Source organism: Streptomyces racemochromogenes, from assembly GCF_039535215.1.
GTDB classification, from domain to species: Bacteria; Actinomycetota; Actinomycetes; order Streptomycetales; family Streptomycetaceae; genus Streptomyces; species Streptomyces racemochromogenes.
Map to the genome: position 1 here is coordinate 6,356,186 of NZ_BAAAWT010000001.1, position 11,910 is coordinate 6,368,095.

At 69.9% G+C, this 11,910-nt stretch carries 32 protein-coding genes; 26 read left to right on the forward strand and 6 right to left on the reverse strand.

Translation table 11 applies throughout. The features are described from left to right. The first annotated feature begins 6 nt into the window (after positions 1–6). From ABD973_RS29310 to ABD973_RS29360, 12 genes are all read left to right on the forward strand, one after another. The gene (locus ABD973_RS29310) at positions 7–204 is read left to right on the forward strand and encodes a hypothetical protein (RefSeq protein ID WP_345503042.1); all 198 of its coding nucleotides are present in this window, start codon (positions 7–9) and stop codon (positions 202–204) included. 72 nt (positions 205–276) lie between these two features. Beyond that, positions 277–483: a hypothetical protein gene (locus ABD973_RS29315; protein WP_345503043.1), complete on the forward strand. Its 207-nt coding sequence runs from the start codon at positions 277–279 to the stop codon at positions 481–483. Beyond that, on the forward strand, positions 480–839 hold the full coding sequence (locus ABD973_RS34835) for a response regulator transcription factor (protein ID WP_386381963.1): 360 nt from the start codon (positions 480–482) through the stop codon (positions 837–839). Before ABD973_RS29315 ends, ABD973_RS34835 begins: the two co-directional genes overlap by 4 nt. A gap of 116 nt (positions 840–955) precedes the next feature. Further along, complete coding sequence (locus ABD973_RS29320; protein WP_345503045.1) at positions 956–1,222, forward strand: hypothetical protein; 267 nt, start codon at positions 956–958, stop codon at positions 1,220–1,222. A gap of 81 nt (positions 1,223–1,303) precedes the next feature. After that, complete coding sequence (locus ABD973_RS29325) at positions 1,304–1,495, forward strand: hypothetical protein (protein ID WP_345503047.1); 192 nt, start codon at positions 1,304–1,306, stop codon at positions 1,493–1,495. Continuing rightward, positions 1,492–1,731, forward strand: a complete 240-nt coding sequence (locus ABD973_RS29330) for a hypothetical protein (RefSeq protein WP_345503049.1) — start codon at positions 1,492–1,494, stop codon at positions 1,729–1,731. The genes ABD973_RS29325 and ABD973_RS29330 overlap by 4 nt, the downstream gene beginning before the upstream one ends. After that, the gene (locus ABD973_RS29335) at positions 1,731–1,928 is read left to right on the forward strand and encodes a hypothetical protein (RefSeq protein WP_345503051.1); all 198 of its coding nucleotides are present in this window, start codon (positions 1,731–1,733) and stop codon (positions 1,926–1,928) included. The genes ABD973_RS29330 and ABD973_RS29335 overlap by 1 nt, the downstream gene beginning before the upstream one ends. Continuing rightward, positions 1,925–2,218, forward strand: coding sequence for a hypothetical protein (locus tag ABD973_RS29340; protein WP_345503053.1), 294 nt, complete (start codon positions 1,925–1,927; stop codon positions 2,216–2,218). The genes ABD973_RS29335 and ABD973_RS29340 overlap by 4 nt, the downstream gene beginning before the upstream one ends. Next, positions 2,215–2,478 (forward strand): hypothetical protein, encoded by a 264-nt coding sequence (locus ABD973_RS29345; RefSeq protein WP_345503055.1) that lies wholly within the window; start codon positions 2,215–2,217, stop codon positions 2,476–2,478. The genes ABD973_RS29340 and ABD973_RS29345 overlap by 4 nt, the downstream gene beginning before the upstream one ends. Continuing rightward, the gene (locus ABD973_RS29350; RefSeq protein WP_345503057.1) at positions 2,471–2,647 is read left to right on the forward strand and encodes a hypothetical protein; all 177 of its coding nucleotides are present in this window, start codon (positions 2,471–2,473) and stop codon (positions 2,645–2,647) included. The genes ABD973_RS29345 and ABD973_RS29350 overlap by 8 nt, the downstream gene beginning before the upstream one ends. Continuing rightward, positions 2,644–2,829 carry a hypothetical protein gene (locus ABD973_RS29355; RefSeq protein WP_345503059.1) on the forward strand — a complete coding sequence of 62 codons (186 nt, stop codon included), beginning with the start codon at positions 2,644–2,646 and terminating at the stop codon, positions 2,827–2,829. The genes ABD973_RS29350 and ABD973_RS29355 overlap by 4 nt, the downstream gene beginning before the upstream one ends. Positions 2,830–2,859: 30 nt before the next feature. Beyond that, positions 2,860–3,459: a hypothetical protein gene (locus ABD973_RS29360; RefSeq protein ID WP_345503061.1), complete on the forward strand. Its 600-nt coding sequence runs from the start codon at positions 2,860–2,862 to the stop codon at positions 3,457–3,459. A gap of 133 nt (positions 3,460–3,592) precedes the next feature. Here the strand turns inward: ABD973_RS29360 and ABD973_RS29365 are convergent, their stop codons facing one another. Beyond that, entirely contained in the window at positions 3,593–3,808 is a 216-nt protein-coding gene (locus ABD973_RS29365; RefSeq protein ID WP_345503063.1) for a hypothetical protein, read from the reverse strand. Between the two features lie 123 nt (positions 3,809–3,931). On the opposite strand from ABD973_RS29365, the gene ABD973_RS29370 reads away from it, so the two are divergent. From ABD973_RS29370 to ABD973_RS29380, 3 genes are read left to right on the forward strand one after another with little or no spacing between them, the layout of a single operon-like run. Continuing rightward, positions 3,932–4,225 carry a hypothetical protein gene (locus ABD973_RS29370; RefSeq protein ID WP_345503065.1) on the forward strand — a complete coding sequence of 98 codons (294 nt, stop codon included), beginning with the start codon at positions 3,932–3,934 and terminating at the stop codon, positions 4,223–4,225. Further along, positions 4,222–4,467, forward strand: a complete 246-nt coding sequence (locus tag ABD973_RS29375) for a hypothetical protein (RefSeq protein WP_345503067.1) — start codon at positions 4,222–4,224, stop codon at positions 4,465–4,467. The genes ABD973_RS29370 and ABD973_RS29375 overlap by 4 nt, the downstream gene beginning before the upstream one ends. A 32-nt stretch (positions 4,468–4,499) precedes the next feature. Continuing rightward, the gene (locus ABD973_RS29380) at positions 4,500–4,763 is read left to right on the forward strand and encodes a hypothetical protein (protein WP_345503069.1); all 264 of its coding nucleotides are present in this window, start codon (positions 4,500–4,502) and stop codon (positions 4,761–4,763) included. A gap of 65 nt (positions 4,764–4,828) precedes the next feature. Here the strand turns inward: ABD973_RS29380 and ABD973_RS29385 are convergent, their stop codons facing one another. Both ABD973_RS29385 and ABD973_RS29390 read right to left on the reverse strand, forming a co-directional pair. Next, positions 4,829–5,611 carry a BRO-N domain-containing protein gene (locus ABD973_RS29385; protein ID WP_345503071.1) on the reverse strand — a complete coding sequence of 261 codons (783 nt, stop codon included), beginning with the start codon at positions 5,609–5,611 and terminating at the stop codon, positions 4,829–4,831. Further along, positions 5,608–5,889, reverse strand: a complete 282-nt coding sequence (locus tag ABD973_RS29390; RefSeq protein ID WP_345503073.1) for a hypothetical protein — start codon at positions 5,887–5,889, stop codon at positions 5,608–5,610. Before ABD973_RS29390 ends, ABD973_RS29385 begins: the two co-directional genes overlap by 4 nt. A gap of 208 nt (positions 5,890–6,097) precedes the next feature. Between ABD973_RS29390 and ABD973_RS29395 the strand changes: the two genes are divergently transcribed. Then, entirely contained in the window at positions 6,098–6,502 is a 405-nt protein-coding gene (locus tag ABD973_RS29395) for a helix-turn-helix domain-containing protein (protein ID WP_345503075.1), read from the forward strand. Here the strand turns inward: ABD973_RS29395 and ABD973_RS29400 are convergent. From ABD973_RS29400 to ABD973_RS29410, 3 genes are all read right to left on the reverse strand, one after another. After that, a complete protein-coding gene (locus ABD973_RS29400; RefSeq protein ID WP_345503077.1) occupies positions 6,499–6,906 on the reverse strand; it encodes an NUDIX hydrolase in 408 nt (135 codons plus the stop codon). The two genes, ABD973_RS29395 and ABD973_RS29400, sit on opposite strands and share 4 nt — an antisense overlap. Further along, positions 6,903–7,538 carry an NUDIX hydrolase gene (locus ABD973_RS29405; RefSeq protein ID WP_345503079.1) on the reverse strand — a complete coding sequence of 212 codons (636 nt, stop codon included), beginning with the start codon at positions 7,536–7,538 and terminating at the stop codon, positions 6,903–6,905. Before ABD973_RS29405 ends, ABD973_RS29400 begins: the two co-directional genes overlap by 4 nt. Positions 7,539–7,669: 131 nt before the next feature. Beyond that, complete coding sequence (locus ABD973_RS29410; protein ID WP_345503081.1) at positions 7,670–7,912, reverse strand: hypothetical protein; 243 nt, start codon at positions 7,910–7,912, stop codon at positions 7,670–7,672. 232 nt (positions 7,913–8,144) lie between these two features. On the opposite strand from ABD973_RS29410, the gene ABD973_RS29415 reads away from it, so the two are divergent. The 10 genes from ABD973_RS29415 to ABD973_RS29460 all read left to right on the forward strand — a co-directional run bounded on the left by ABD973_RS29415 (position 8,145) and on the right by ABD973_RS29460 (position 11,862). After that, positions 8,145–8,327, forward strand: a complete 183-nt coding sequence (locus tag ABD973_RS29415; protein ID WP_345503083.1) for a hypothetical protein — start codon at positions 8,145–8,147, stop codon at positions 8,325–8,327. After that, positions 8,327–8,506, forward strand: coding sequence for a hypothetical protein (locus ABD973_RS29420; protein WP_345503084.1), 180 nt, complete (start codon positions 8,327–8,329; stop codon positions 8,504–8,506). The genes ABD973_RS29415 and ABD973_RS29420 overlap by 1 nt, the downstream gene beginning before the upstream one ends. Continuing rightward, a complete protein-coding gene (locus ABD973_RS29425; protein WP_345503085.1) occupies positions 8,506–8,667 on the forward strand; it encodes a hypothetical protein in 162 nt (53 codons plus the stop codon). Before ABD973_RS29420 ends, ABD973_RS29425 begins: the two co-directional genes overlap by 1 nt. A gap of 152 nt (positions 8,668–8,819) precedes the next feature. Beyond that, positions 8,820–9,227 (forward strand): hypothetical protein, encoded by a 408-nt coding sequence (locus ABD973_RS29430; RefSeq protein ID WP_345503087.1) that lies wholly within the window; start codon positions 8,820–8,822, stop codon positions 9,225–9,227. Between the two features lie 14 nt (positions 9,228–9,241). Next, positions 9,242–9,421 (forward strand): hypothetical protein, encoded by a 180-nt coding sequence (locus ABD973_RS29435; RefSeq protein WP_345503089.1) that lies wholly within the window; start codon positions 9,242–9,244, stop codon positions 9,419–9,421. A 2-nt stretch (positions 9,422–9,423) separates the two neighbouring features. Next, entirely contained in the window at positions 9,424–9,588 is a 165-nt protein-coding gene (locus ABD973_RS29440; protein ID WP_345503091.1) for a hypothetical protein, read from the forward strand. Between the two features lie 36 nt (positions 9,589–9,624). Further along, positions 9,625–9,867: a hypothetical protein gene (locus ABD973_RS29445; RefSeq protein ID WP_345503093.1), complete on the forward strand. Its 243-nt coding sequence runs from the start codon at positions 9,625–9,627 to the stop codon at positions 9,865–9,867. Between the two features lie 26 nt (positions 9,868–9,893). Next, the gene (locus ABD973_RS29450) at positions 9,894–10,973 is read left to right on the forward strand and encodes a hypothetical protein (RefSeq protein WP_345503095.1); all 1,080 of its coding nucleotides are present in this window, start codon (positions 9,894–9,896) and stop codon (positions 10,971–10,973) included. Between the two features lie 188 nt (positions 10,974–11,161). Further along, positions 11,162–11,635, forward strand: coding sequence for a hypothetical protein (locus tag ABD973_RS29455; RefSeq protein WP_345503097.1), 474 nt, complete (start codon positions 11,162–11,164; stop codon positions 11,633–11,635). Next, on the forward strand, positions 11,632–11,862 hold the full coding sequence (locus tag ABD973_RS29460) for a hypothetical protein (RefSeq protein ID WP_345503099.1): 231 nt from the start codon (positions 11,632–11,634) through the stop codon (positions 11,860–11,862). Before ABD973_RS29455 ends, ABD973_RS29460 begins: the two co-directional genes overlap by 4 nt. Positions 11,863–11,910: the final 48 nt, after the last annotated feature.

Consider the following 11,910-nt stretch of genomic DNA (forward strand, 5'->3'; position numbering starts at 1 on the left):
GACCCCATGACCGACTACCCGCTCCGCGTCCGGCTCCACGGCGGCCGGAACACCCACGCCGCCCGCAAGCGGGCCGAGACGCACCCGGACGACCGGATCACCGCGTGCGGCGTGTTCCTCGCCGCCTACAGCACGAACAACTGGCTGGCCGACGACAAGCCGATCACCTGCCGGGCCTGCACCCGGCAGACCGACCGCGCCTGACACGCAACGGCCGCCCCCTCAGGCAGCGAGGGGGCGGCACCCCGACAGCATCCCAAACCGGAGGAGATCCCGATGACTCACCGCCCGATCCCGTTCTACGCCGAGGCCGGCACTGGCGACTGCCCCCACGGCACCGACGGCCACCACCTCCGCCACCAGCCGGCAGGGGACATCTGGATCTGCCTCGACCTGCCGGTGGGTGACGGCTGCGACACCCACACAGACGACTTCGGCTACGGCGTGCTGTGGGCCGACTGCCGTGAGGGCGCCGAGTCGTGACGCGGGCCAGTCGCCCTGGTGCCGCGCTCAGCGACCTCGAGGCAACCGTCCTGCGGCTCGCAGCTGAGGGGCACAGCTACCCAGCGATCGGGCGCATCCTCGGTCGCAGCACGGCGGCGGTCCAGGACAGCCGGCAGCGGGCGATCATCAAGCTCGGCGCCGCAAGCTCCGCCCACGCTGTCCTAATCGCATGCCGCGCCGGCCTGATCGACGGCCGGCCCCAGCGGCACGGCGACCACGCCGGGTACGAAGCCCACCGGCGCCGCGGCGAACAGCCCTGCGACGCCTGCCGGATGGGCGAGCGAGCGCACCGGCAGCGACAGCGGGACGCGGCAAGCGCCCGCCAGGGCCCCTGAGTGCCCGCGAGAGCGCCCCGCAGGGCCTCAAGGCTTCCCGCTAAGGGGGGCCGCCTGAAAGGGGCGCAGAGCGCCACTGAACGATCCGCCGAACCAACCGAAGATTAGGAGACCCGATGACCGAGATCCGCATCCCCATTCAGCCGATCCACCTGTCCACCGGCCCGATCACCGAACTCGTCATCCTCGACCCCGACCGTCCGCACACCACGCCCGACGAACGCGGCTGCCCCGACTGCGACGGTGACGTTTACGACTCCGGATGCCCCGCCCCGGGCTGCACCGGCTACGCCTGCCCCGACTGCGGGAGTGGCTGTGACCTCGACTTCGTGTCCGCCGACGGCGGGGGACGCTGCGCCCAAGCCCTCGACTCCGACGCCTGACCCCGCCGCTCTCCGGCCGCCCGCGCCACCGCGGGCGGCCCTCACCTGCCGCCGCCCGAACCGACACCCGAAAGGCCCGACATGACCGCCATCCAGCCCGGCCAGACCTGGCAGCACCGCAACCAGCCGACCATCACCATCACCATCGACGCCGTGAGCGGCTCGTGGACCCGCTTCACCCGCGACGGCGAGCTCACCCACGACGGGAAGGCCGTGCACGGGCAGATCCCGACCCGCGACCTGCCCCGGCACTACCAGCCGGCGGAGTCGTGACCGGCCAGCTGTTCCTGCCCGGCTGGGAGATCGAGCCCTGCGACACCGCCGACCCCGACGAGCTGCCGCACCCCGACCGCCGGCCCCGCACCCGCGCCGCCGACCGGCTCCGGGAACTACGTGAACGACGGCTCGAGCCCGAAGCCGGACGGGCCGCCGGCGGACCACGGCTCTGGACACCCGGCGGCGACGACATCCGCATCACCACCATCCGAATCCGAGGAGACCTGCTCTGATGCCACTCCCCAACTTCGTCACCGTCACCACCTACCGCACCGACGACAACCGCCCCGCCTGGGCCTGGCGCTGCTGGGGCTCCGGCGACTGCGACGGCTGGCTGCACCTCGACTGCGGATCCGAGCAGAGGGCCCAGCGCCTCGCCGAACGCCACCTCGCCGACCACCACTCTGAGTGCGACAGGAGCCAGACGTGACCGCCGACGAACTCCGCGCCGCCATCGCCCGCGACTGCCCCCACCGACTCGTCGACTACGACGCCCACCTCGCCAACTTCGCGCGCCACGGCTGGCCCATCACCAAAGCCTTCTGCGAGTTCTGGCGGCAGGAACACGCCATCAGCAGCCAGCCCCGCGTCGAAGCCCGGATCGACCGGCTCTACCGGCGAGCCCAGAAAAGCCGCTACCGCTGGCAAGTCCGACGCCTCACCGCCAAGGCCAGCCGCATCCGCCACGAGATCACCAAGGGACTGAAGGGACCGAAATGACCGCCATCCACCAGCGCGCCCTCGAGGCCGTCGACAACGCCCTCGAAGAGCGCGGCTACTGGCTCCCCATCGAAGGCCGAAACGCCGTCGCCGAGGCCATCGCCGACTACTGCCAGGCCGAACTCGACGCCGCCCAACGACGCACCGTGCGCTTCGTCGAGCGCATCGGTGACGCCCGAGCCTGGGCCCGCACCCTGCCGGCCGAACAGCAGCACCAGCTCCTCACCATCCTCGCCGGACGGGAGACGCGCCATGTCTGAGCCCCGCCACATCGACTGCATCGAGCAGTGCGAGATCCCGGACGGTGCGGACCTTCACGAAATCCCCCGCCCCCGAAACAGCTGGCCGGACATCCTCAACTGCCCCAACCAGGGCTGCGGGAAGTCCTTCCTGCTCATCGAGGAGCCGAACGGGGAGGCCCAACCGTGAGCTGGGAGCGCAAGCCGTACACCGGTAACTGCGACAACTGCCGCGCCTACTGGGAAGTCGGCCAGGACCTCGGCGAAGCGTGGCACGCCGCAGGCCTCGCCGACAGGCCGTCGATCAGCCAGCAGATCGCCCGCAACCTCGCCCTGTACTGCGAACACGTTGCCGCGCACATCCCCGCCTGACTCACCCGTAGCGCCGCACGAGGAGCACCAGTGATCGAGCCCGTCGCCTACTGCGAGACCTGCCTCAAGCCCTCCCGCGACCGCGTCCACCACGGCTGCCGGGAACGCCTCGCCGACCAACTCCGCCGCATCCCAACCCTCTACCGGGCCCTCGCCGACGAACTCACCCCTGGCCGCAGCAGCGACGGCGGCCGGGCCGGATCCCGCACCGCCCCCCTCCCCGTCCGGCTCGACATCCTCGACCTCCGAGCCCGCGGCGGCATCGAAGGCATCCTCGCCAGCTGGGTCCGCGACCTCTGCGAACGAGAGCAGTGGGAGTTCCCCCAGTACGGCACCGTCGAGGCCGCCGTCGACTCCTACGCCGCGATCCTCATCGGCAACCTCGGCATGCTCTGCGACGAACACCCTGCTATACGGGAGATCGCGCACGAGATCGCGGCCGTCGTCCGCCAGTGCGAGGCGCTCACCACCGGCGAGAAGCCGGCCCGGCGGATCCCCGTCGCCTGCCCCTGCGGGACCATCCTCCGCGTCACCCTCGACACCCCCGGTGCGCGGTGCACCGGATGCGACACCCAGTACGGGCACGCCGAGGTACTGCAGCTGCCCATGGCCCAGCGGACTGCGGCATGACGAAAGAGAGCCCCGACGTGCGATACCGTGCCGACTAGGAGCCGAGGCAGCCATCCCGGGATCGCTACCCGTGCCACCCCAACGCCGCGCGGAGGGTCATTAATATCCGCGGCACGCGAAGGCCCCGCCGACGTCAGTTGGCGGGGTCGTTCTTCGAGGCCAGCCGGGACCCGATCCGGAACCGCAGGTCACCAGCGGCCCGGCGGACATCCTCCGACCGGGCCTCATCCTCCAGCACGCCCAGCAGCACCATCAGGGCCCGCGCCTCGTCCTCGCTCACCAGCCCGCGACGAGGCTCAGGCGCCCCGTCCAGCAGCGCGTCCAGCAGGTCCAGCACACCCTCGTCCATGCCGGGGACAACGCGAGCCGGCGGCCAAGGTCACCGGCCCGCACACATGTCCCGGGCAGATGGCAGGCCAACGATCCGAGGGCTAAAGTGCTAGCGTTTTCAGAACCCACCGTGGAGGCGGTCATGAGCGACACCCCGTGGACCATCGACTCGATCGCCCACGCGCTCCCGCACCCCGTGATCAGGCAAAAGTTCCTCGGCGAGGTCAACCTGGCGCCCGTCGACCAGCTCCAAGCCGTGATCGACAAATGGGTGCGATTCGTGACCGAGTGGGAAGCCGGCCGCCCCCGCATCGAAGAGCTCCGGGACTACTTCATCAAGCACGGGCACCTGCCGCCCGAGTACGAAGCTACCCTCATCGACGTGACCGACCGCATCCAGACCGACGCGGAACGTGCCCGTCGAGGCGCCGCGTGACCTACAGGCTCCGCCTCGACCCCACCGTCCACGCGATCTACGCGGCACTCCCCGAGCAAGCCCGACGCGACATCGCCATCATCCTCCTCGACGCCCTCGAGGACCCCCTCGCCCACTCCACTCCCTACGGCGAAGACGACGGGATCATGCGGACCCTCGCCCACGGGCACGTCGCGCTCGCCGTCCTCATCGGGCACGAGAGCCGGACGATCACCGTCGTGCAGATCGGCTACGCCGGCTGAACGCCGCCGCCAGTGGGTCTACGCTCCACGCCGTGCCCAACTCAATGCCACCCCGAGCCCGCGCCAAGCTCGCCGCCGTCGGAACCGCCGCAGCCGCCGCCATCATCGCGCTGTTCCCCGTGAGCTTCACCAGCCAGACGGACGACGCCACCTACCAATGCGGCCCCGCCATCAGCGCAGCATTCCACCAATGGCCCGGATGCCGAGAGGTCGCTCCGGCCCCACTCATCGCGGCGGTCATCATCGCCGCAGTCGGCGCAGCGCTGGCGATCAAGATTGCGAACGAAGAGGCGTAGCCCATCGCGCGAGCACGACGAAGCCCCCGCCGCCACAGGCGACGGGGGCTTCAGGCTGTCCGGGGTCAGGCGCTGAGCGCGATCTGGCCCCCATGCTCGAACGCGGCGATCAGGTCGGCCATCCCCGCGTACACCTCCTCGAGAAGGGGGCGGTCGTCCTCGGTGTACACGGCCACCTTGTCGATGCGGGAGCCGGCCGGACCGGCGATCTTCTCCGGCCGCCGGCCGTGGCGCTTGAAGAACGCGTTCGACACGCGGGCGCCGAAGCCGGACTGGAACTTGGCCACCGTCTTCGCCTTGTGGCCCTTCTCCGCGAGGAACGTCGCCGCGTACAGCGGCGTCTCGGACGAGTCCAGCTCAGGCCGCTCACCCATCGCGCGGGCCAGGATCACCTTCGCCGTGGCCGTCGCGTAGGGCTCCGGCAGGGCCGGGCGAAGGATGGCCAGGATCTCCGCCTGATCCCGGTAGGGGACCGGGCCGGCGGCTGCGGTGATCTCCTTCGCTGGCGCTGGGGCGGGGGCCGCATCGAACCGCCCGGTCTTGCGGATCTGCGGGAGCACGTCCTCCGCGAGCCAGTCCTGGAACCGCTCGGCGGCCGGGAGGCTGCTCCGCATTACGAGACGGTAGACGCCAGGCTCGGAGACGATTACGCGGTTCGGGTTGCCGCGCTTTCCGTCGGCGAGGGCGACGGTATTCCGCATCCGGTCCGGGATGGAGGACAGCGCGTCCCTGCCATTGGCGTATCCGAGGATGGCGGTGACGTCGGCGCCGACGAACCACGGCTCGCCGTCGACCAGAACGGTGCGCACCTCGGAGCCCTCGTAGGCGAACACCTGCAGCGCGCTCACGCGGCCTGCTCCACGTCGGCGAAGGAGACCTGCATCGGCCAGTCGGTGATCTCGACGCCGAACCAGTGGGCGAGGAGCCCGCGGGTGGACAGGTCCTTCTCGAGTTCGTTCATGCGTTGCGGGAGAACGACGACGATCTCCGAGTCGCGCTTCATGCAGCCTCCGAAGAAGTGCTCTTCGTCGGTGGCGATCTCGACGATGCGGGCGCCGAGTCGATCGAGCAGCTCGTTCAGCGGGGCGGAGAGGAAGCCCCACTGGGAGAAGTCAAGCAAGGGCATGGCAGGTACACTCACGGTGTATCCCTTTCTTGGCGTTTGGGATCGCGGATCAGCGGGTTGCACCCCGCGTTGATCACCGGCCGGACGGTTGCACCCGTCCGGCCGTTCTGCGTTTCACGTTAGGCCTATCTAGGCTTTCACGGCAAGTCTCTTAGGCTTTTTTATGCGAGGACTGGCGTTCCTGAGCCTCGCCCTGCACAATGCCCCCATGATGGAGAGGATTCTGGAAGTAGGAAGGATCGCCCGCGAAGCTCGCGCGCAGCTAGGCCTGACTCAGGAGCAGCTTGCGGAGCGCGCGGGGATTTCGCGCGCCACGCTTCAGAATCTTGAGCGGGACGGCCGCGCGAGGGACACCACACTCGCGAAGGTTGAGCAGGCCCTCGGGCTGCCCCCTGGCGCAGTGGTCAAGGCGGCCAAGGGCCTCCAGCCTCTGCCAGCTCTCAGTCCTGTGCCCAGTGAGGGCCTCACCCATATCTCGGCCGGCGCCCTGGGTGAGGCGGTGTCGTCTGCTCTCCTCTTGACGGCGGACAGTCTGACGGCTGCGGAAATCCGCGAGGTGACGCGCCTTGTTGTCGAGGATCTTCGAGCGCGCGGCGTTGTGGCTGCCCCCTAGGAACCGATGACCTCGTCCAGGTGCGCCTGCACCTTGTCGAAGAGCCCCCACGGCACGTACTCGGGGATCTGACCGTGCTCGAGCCACGCCACCTCGGCGAGCTCCTCCTCGTCGACGACCGTGGCTTCGCCGCTGACGACCGTGCAGGCGACGTAGGTCATGTGCACCCCAGACTGCGGGTGCACCCGGTCGCCCAGCACCTTGCTGGCCTTGACCTCGAGGCCGACCTCCTCGGCGACCTCCCGCACGGCCGCCTCTTCGGGCGTCTCGCCGGCTTCGATGCCGCCGCCAGGGAAGGCCCACAGGAGCTTCCCCTCCTGCTGACGGCGCCTGGCCATGAGGACTCGCCCGTCGTGGACGATGATCGCGGTCGAGACGGGCGGCTGCTCGGTGCTCTCGGTCATGCGTGCGCCTCCAGGGCGGTAAGGACCGGCGGGTAGATCCGCTCGGCCGCGATGAATCGGGTCAGGCTGTTGATCGGTACCCAGGTGGCGTCGGCGTTCTCCTCGACGTCCCGGTTCTCCGGCTCGCCCATGAGGTGATCGCACAGCCAGTAGGTGGCGAGGACGCCGGTCGTCGGGTGCTGCCGGGCGCCGAGGGGTTCCCGGACTGAGCAGTGCACGCCGGTTTCGGCGAGGGTCTCCCGGACCGCGACGACCTCCGCAGTCGCACCCGGCTTAACCACGCCAGCCGGGAACTGCCACGACAGGGCCCCGTCGTCGCGCCGGCAGACCAGCAGCACTTCGCTGGCCCGGACCACCACCGCGATGGAGACCCGAAGGGCCTGAGCGGTGGCGGCTTCGGCCTGGGCGGCGAAACGTGCGAAGCGGGCATGCACGGCGTTGGGGGCCTTCTCGTAGACGGTGTCGAGCGCGGACTGGATGTCGTGTCGCGGCACCAGGTCGGGCTGTGCGTGCCAGCCAGCCACCGTCCTCAGGGCCACCCCAAGATGGTCGGCGAAGGCCTGATTGCCGAGACGGAGGGAGGCTTGGAGCCAGCAGGCCATGCGGCCCGTCCAGGTGTCGATGACGTCCACTTTGTAGCCCCCACCTGCTCATGTCCCGCCACCTGCACAGCTACTGCATGATCCCTGCACTGCTGGTGCATCGGCAGTGCATCGTCGGCCAGCCCTCGCGCGGGTTGACTGGAACCATGCCGATCAGCTCCTTACCGACGTCGGGCAATCGCCTCTGCACGCGATCCGCTGAAACCGAGGATCCGTCCGACCTCAGCCCAGCTGCGTCCCTCATGAAGGCCCCAGACCATGGCCTCCTCAATCTGCTTCTGCACGCGATCTTCTTCCGCGAGTTCGGCGCGTCGAAGGCGGGCGGCCCTGAAGCGGGCGGCCATCTCTTCGGCGGAGAGGGGCTCGGCTTGCTCCTCGGAGGGAGGGGTCGGGGAGTCGGTCATGGCCTCAGGTTAGGGGTCAATCCAGACACGTTCAATGGGGTGGTTGGAACGTGTTGACAGCACCCCTCGAGCGGGTCTTCAATAGAGGTGTTGAAGCAAACGGCGCTCCACCGCCGGAAGCCTCAAGGTGCCGCTCCACCGGCACGCCACAACCGAAAACAGAACGGCCCCGGCGCGGGACTCCACTCCCAGGCCAGGGCCTAACCACGAGGTTTCTTTGAGAGGACCCCTCATGGCTCAGATCACTGTATCCCGGCCCGCTCCGGAGCAGATCACCCCGCCCCGCCTGCGTATCGCTGTGGGGCACAAGTCCGGCGCCGGCCGTCTCGTGATGGACCCGCCGCTGTCCCCGGCCGACGTGGCCGCCCACCGTGCCGCGTCCTACGTCCGCCCGGCTCGTCCGGCGGTGGCGTGATGAGGGGCTTCACCCCGTCCCAGCAGCGGACCGCCGACTCCGCCCGCGAGGTTCTCGCAGAGTCGCGGGAGATGGACGTCCGCGACGCATCGGACACGGACCTGTCCAAGATGATCGGCCGGCTCGAGGTCTCGCTCGAGCAGGTGCTCCGTCTCGTCGACGAGCTGCGGGGGGCGTGATGGCCGACCAGCAGCAGCACTCGATCGTGGACCAGCCGGCGACGCCCGCCGCCTGCGCCCAGGACTACCGGCCGCCGGCCGAGGCCGCGCAGGCCCAGGCCGATGCCCGCAACAACCTGGGCCAGCTCGGCACCGGCCAGCAGCACACCCACCGCAGCTGACGTGGACGACGACTACCACCCCGACTGGCACTGCGTGCTCTGCGGATCGTCCGGCATGTACGCCGACGGCCCGGCCGAGTGCGACTGCGCTGACGGGACCCCACGCAGCTGAACCCCATTCCTCCCGGAACGACCAACCGAGGAGCACCGTCATGCCCGAAACCCAGCCCGCCACGATCGCCGAGGCCATCCGTAGCCGCCGCTCGTACATGGCCAGCCGCGCCACGTACTACGTCGGAACCGAGACGGACCGGCAGCCCGTCGGCCGCTTCCTCACCCTCGCGGATGCCGTCGTGAACGTGGACATCCGCATCAAGTTCAGCGCCCGCCGCGTCGGCTACGCCGGCGAGGAGCAGATCGTCCAGTTCTCCGTCGTCGCCGAGTGCGGCGGCATGGGCTGCACCGACCCGCGCCACGAGGTGTCCGGTGGCGAGACCTACCTGCTGGCCGACGACGCCGACGAGACCGGCAAGGCCGCGTTCCCGCGGGTGCCGGACGCCCTGAAGTGGGCCCAGACCCACGCCGAGACCTGCCGCGCCATGCCCCGCCCGACCCGCTGACCTAGGAGCCCGCCATGCCCCAGCACGAGTCCGTCGAGCGCTACATCGCCGCTCGTAACGCCGGCCACGGCGACGCCGCGTCCCGCATCGTCGCCGAGGTCACCGCCCGCTTCAACACCCGCACCACCGACGGCAGCGAGCTCGCCGAGCTGCTCGACGCGAACCTGACCACCCCGCTCGCCGCCAAGGAGTAGCCGTGCCCGACATCGACGACATCAGCCCCGGCGACGAACTCCCCGCCGGCACCCACGTCCTCTGCTGCGGCGACGCCATGGACATCGGCGACGACACCTGGACGTGCGGCAGCTGCAACACCGTCATCGAGACCCGCCACGGACTCGTCTTCACCATCCGCGACTGACCATCCACCCGCCTGACCACCGGAAGGACCACCGTCATGAACGCCAGCATCGCCGCCATCAAGCAGCCCACCCAGGCCGAGCCGCCCACCGAGTTCCAGATCGAGACCGCCTGGGCCGAGCGCGACCTCCGAGAGCAGCTCATCAACGCCTACGAGCAGGCCACCACCCGTGTCGGCCGGGCCGCCGCCCGCTGGGACATCCTCGCCTACGACATGGCCAACCCCGGCGTGACCAAGCTCGCCGACCAGCTCGACGACCACCGCAGCCTGGCCGCGTAGGTCTCCCGCCTCTGAGAGGAGGACCCGTGAAGTCCATCGACAAGATCAAGTCCGTGTCGTCCGGTGTCGCACTCGTCGCGGTGATCGAGAAGCTCCTCACCCTGGGAGCCCTCGTCCTGGTGGCCGCGACCCTTGGGAACAAGCTCGGCCCGGTCCTCGGCCTCCCTGGGGAACTTGGGATGATCGTCGGCTGGTCCATCGCCATCGTCTACGACGCCCTGTGGATCGGATCGCTGCGCATGTCGGAGCTGGCGATCCGCCAGCGGTCCGTCATCGGCATGGTGGTGACCCTTGGCCTGTCGGTCGTTGCGATCGGCGTCTCGACCGCGGCGCTGTTCGTCCTCGGCCACGCCCAGGTGTTCGCCTTCGTCCCGGCTGCTGCCGCCGCCTTCATGGGTCTGAGGCTGTTCGCCGGCAACGTACTCGCGGACCCTACGACTGCGGCCCAGATCGCGAAGCGGTCGGCCGCCGACCGGAACGCCCGAGCCCTCGCCGCAGCCGACGCCCGCCACCTGCAGTCGGAAGCCCGCACCGAAGTCCTAACCGAGACAGCCGGGCACCTCGCCGAGCTGCACCGTCAAACCGCTCGCGCTGAGGTTCTGACCATGGCGCAGGCGCAGATCGACAAGGCCCGCGCCAAGGCTGAGAAGACCCTCGCCGAGGCGGACAAGAAGCACGGAGCGGCCGCCCGAGCCTTCATGACCCGCGACCTGGCGCTGACCGTGTCACGCCCTGCCGTGACGCAGCAGAGTGTCACGGGTGTCACACAGGTCAGGCCACAAATCGAGGGTGTGACACCACAGCCCGTGACTGAGGACGAACCGGACATCGAAGTCGAGGTTCGGCAGGCCCCGTCACAGCACGCGATGACACTCGAAGAGCTCGCCGCCGCTGCCCGCGTCGAGACGCCACAGAGGGGCGTCACGCTCACCGATGAGCAGCTCGACGTCGTCCTCCGCTGGCTCCGCTACTCCATGGAGCCGCCCCGTTCCTATCGCCAAGCGCAGGAAGCGTTCCGCGGTGAGGGCTTCCAGGGCGGCGAGCATCGGGTCCGCCGGATTTGGGGCGAGATCGAGACCCGCGAAGCCGAAGCCGTACCCGCCTGACCCCTTCTCCGGCACCACCAGTGAGGCCCAGCGGCCCACCGCTGGACCTTGCTGCGACTGCCGGAGCAGTCGGAACCACAAACCCCTAGGCCAGCCGACGAGTAACCCCGGTGAGCGGAACCCTCGCAGACCCGGCAAGCAGACCCGGAAGGCCTACGACGATGGGCCACCTCGAGAAGGAGATTCCCATGGACCTGTCCCGCCTGCTGACTCCCGAGGAGCTCGGCCAGTTTGTGCAGCTCCGCCGCAAGTCACACGGCACCGACCATGAGGTGTACGACGACCTGCTGGCCGCGATCCGCGCGAAGTACCGCGCCGAGCACGTCCCGGGTGACCGATTCAAGGCCGGTGCCCGCCGCTCGCTGAAGATGGAGAAGCACGCCAAGCGGCTCGTGCGGGGCGCCCGGATGCAGTACGAGGCGCTGGAGGCCTTGCTCATCGCCCACGCCGACCACACCGCGCTGATCCAGCAGCTGCCCGAGCAGCGCCAGGCCAAGCAGCTGGCCCGGGCGCAGCGCAGCGCCGCTCTCGGGGAGATCGCCGCCAAGTCCCTGCACAAGACCGCGCAGTCCCTGAGCAGGAAGGACGGCGAGGGCCTGGAGGGCGGCGAGCCGGTCGCCGGCTCGCTGTACGACCTGGGCAAGAAGCGGGGCGTGGCGTGAGCGCACGGCCGATGACGCGGGCGGAGGCGCGGCGCCTTCGCCAGGACGCCCACCGCGAGCGGCGGATGGCGGACTTCGCGGCCCGGCTCGGCGGGTGGGGCGTGATCCTCGCCTGGGTCGAGGAGGCCAAGTCGGTCGCCAAGCAGGCCCAGCAGAGGGGCGATCAGGCGCCGCTGGTGGAGCTCGCGCGGACCTTGGAGAACTTCTGCGCCCGCCACCGGGAGTAGTCACGGCGCGGAGCGTCAGGGCCGCCACTTCCTCGGAGGGCCGCCCTG

What these genes read in the sequence shown, in the direction of transcription:
- ABD973_RS29310 (WP_345503042.1), top strand. Translation starts at nt 7, where the DNA reads ATGACCGACTACCCGCTCCGCGTCCGGCTCCACGGCGGCCGGAACACC.
- ABD973_RS29315 (WP_345503043.1), top strand. Translation starts at nt 277, where the DNA reads ATGACTCACCGCCCGATCCCGTTCTACGCCGAGGCCGGCACTGGCGAC.
- ABD973_RS29320 (WP_345503045.1), top strand. Translation starts at nt 956, where the DNA reads ATGACCGAGATCCGCATCCCCATTCAGCCGATCCACCTGTCCACCGGC.
- ABD973_RS29325 (WP_345503047.1), top strand. Translation starts at nt 1,304, where the DNA reads ATGACCGCCATCCAGCCCGGCCAGACCTGGCAGCACCGCAACCAGCCG.
- ABD973_RS29335 (WP_345503051.1), top strand. Translation starts at nt 1,731, where the DNA reads ATGCCACTCCCCAACTTCGTCACCGTCACCACCTACCGCACCGACGAC.
- ABD973_RS29345 (WP_345503055.1), top strand. Translation starts at nt 2,215, where the DNA reads ATGACCGCCATCCACCAGCGCGCCCTCGAGGCCGTCGACAACGCCCTC.
- ABD973_RS29350 (WP_345503057.1), top strand. Translation starts at nt 2,471, where the DNA reads ATGTCTGAGCCCCGCCACATCGACTGCATCGAGCAGTGCGAGATCCCG.
- ABD973_RS29365 (WP_345503063.1), bottom strand. Translation starts at nt 3,808, where the DNA reads ATGGACGAGGGTGTGCTGGACCTGCTGGACGCGCTGCTGGACGGGGCG.
- ABD973_RS29370 (WP_345503065.1), top strand. Translation starts at nt 3,932, where the DNA reads ATGAGCGACACCCCGTGGACCATCGACTCGATCGCCCACGCGCTCCCG.
- ABD973_RS29390 (WP_345503073.1), bottom strand. Translation starts at nt 5,889, where the DNA reads ATGCCCTTGCTTGACTTCTCCCAGTGGGGCTTCCTCTCCGCCCCGCTG.
- ABD973_RS29395 (WP_345503075.1), top strand. Translation starts at nt 6,098, where the DNA reads ATGATGGAGAGGATTCTGGAAGTAGGAAGGATCGCCCGCGAAGCTCGC.
- ABD973_RS29400 (WP_345503077.1), bottom strand. Translation starts at nt 6,906, where the DNA reads ATGACCGAGAGCACCGAGCAGCCGCCCGTCTCGACCGCGATCATCGTC.
- ABD973_RS29410 (WP_345503081.1), bottom strand. Translation starts at nt 7,912, where the DNA reads ATGACCGACTCCCCGACCCCTCCCTCCGAGGAGCAAGCCGAGCCCCTC.
- ABD973_RS29415 (WP_345503083.1), top strand. Translation starts at nt 8,145, where the DNA reads ATGGCTCAGATCACTGTATCCCGGCCCGCTCCGGAGCAGATCACCCCG.
- ABD973_RS29420 (WP_345503084.1), top strand. Translation starts at nt 8,327, where the DNA reads ATGAGGGGCTTCACCCCGTCCCAGCAGCGGACCGCCGACTCCGCCCGC.
- ABD973_RS29425 (WP_345503085.1), top strand. Translation starts at nt 8,506, where the DNA reads ATGGCCGACCAGCAGCAGCACTCGATCGTGGACCAGCCGGCGACGCCC.
- ABD973_RS29430 (WP_345503087.1), top strand. Translation starts at nt 8,820, where the DNA reads ATGCCCGAAACCCAGCCCGCCACGATCGCCGAGGCCATCCGTAGCCGC.
- ABD973_RS29435 (WP_345503089.1), top strand. Translation starts at nt 9,242, where the DNA reads ATGCCCCAGCACGAGTCCGTCGAGCGCTACATCGCCGCTCGTAACGCC.
- ABD973_RS29445 (WP_345503093.1), top strand. Translation starts at nt 9,625, where the DNA reads ATGAACGCCAGCATCGCCGCCATCAAGCAGCCCACCCAGGCCGAGCCG.
- ABD973_RS29455 (WP_345503097.1), top strand. Translation starts at nt 11,162, where the DNA reads ATGGACCTGTCCCGCCTGCTGACTCCCGAGGAGCTCGGCCAGTTTGTG.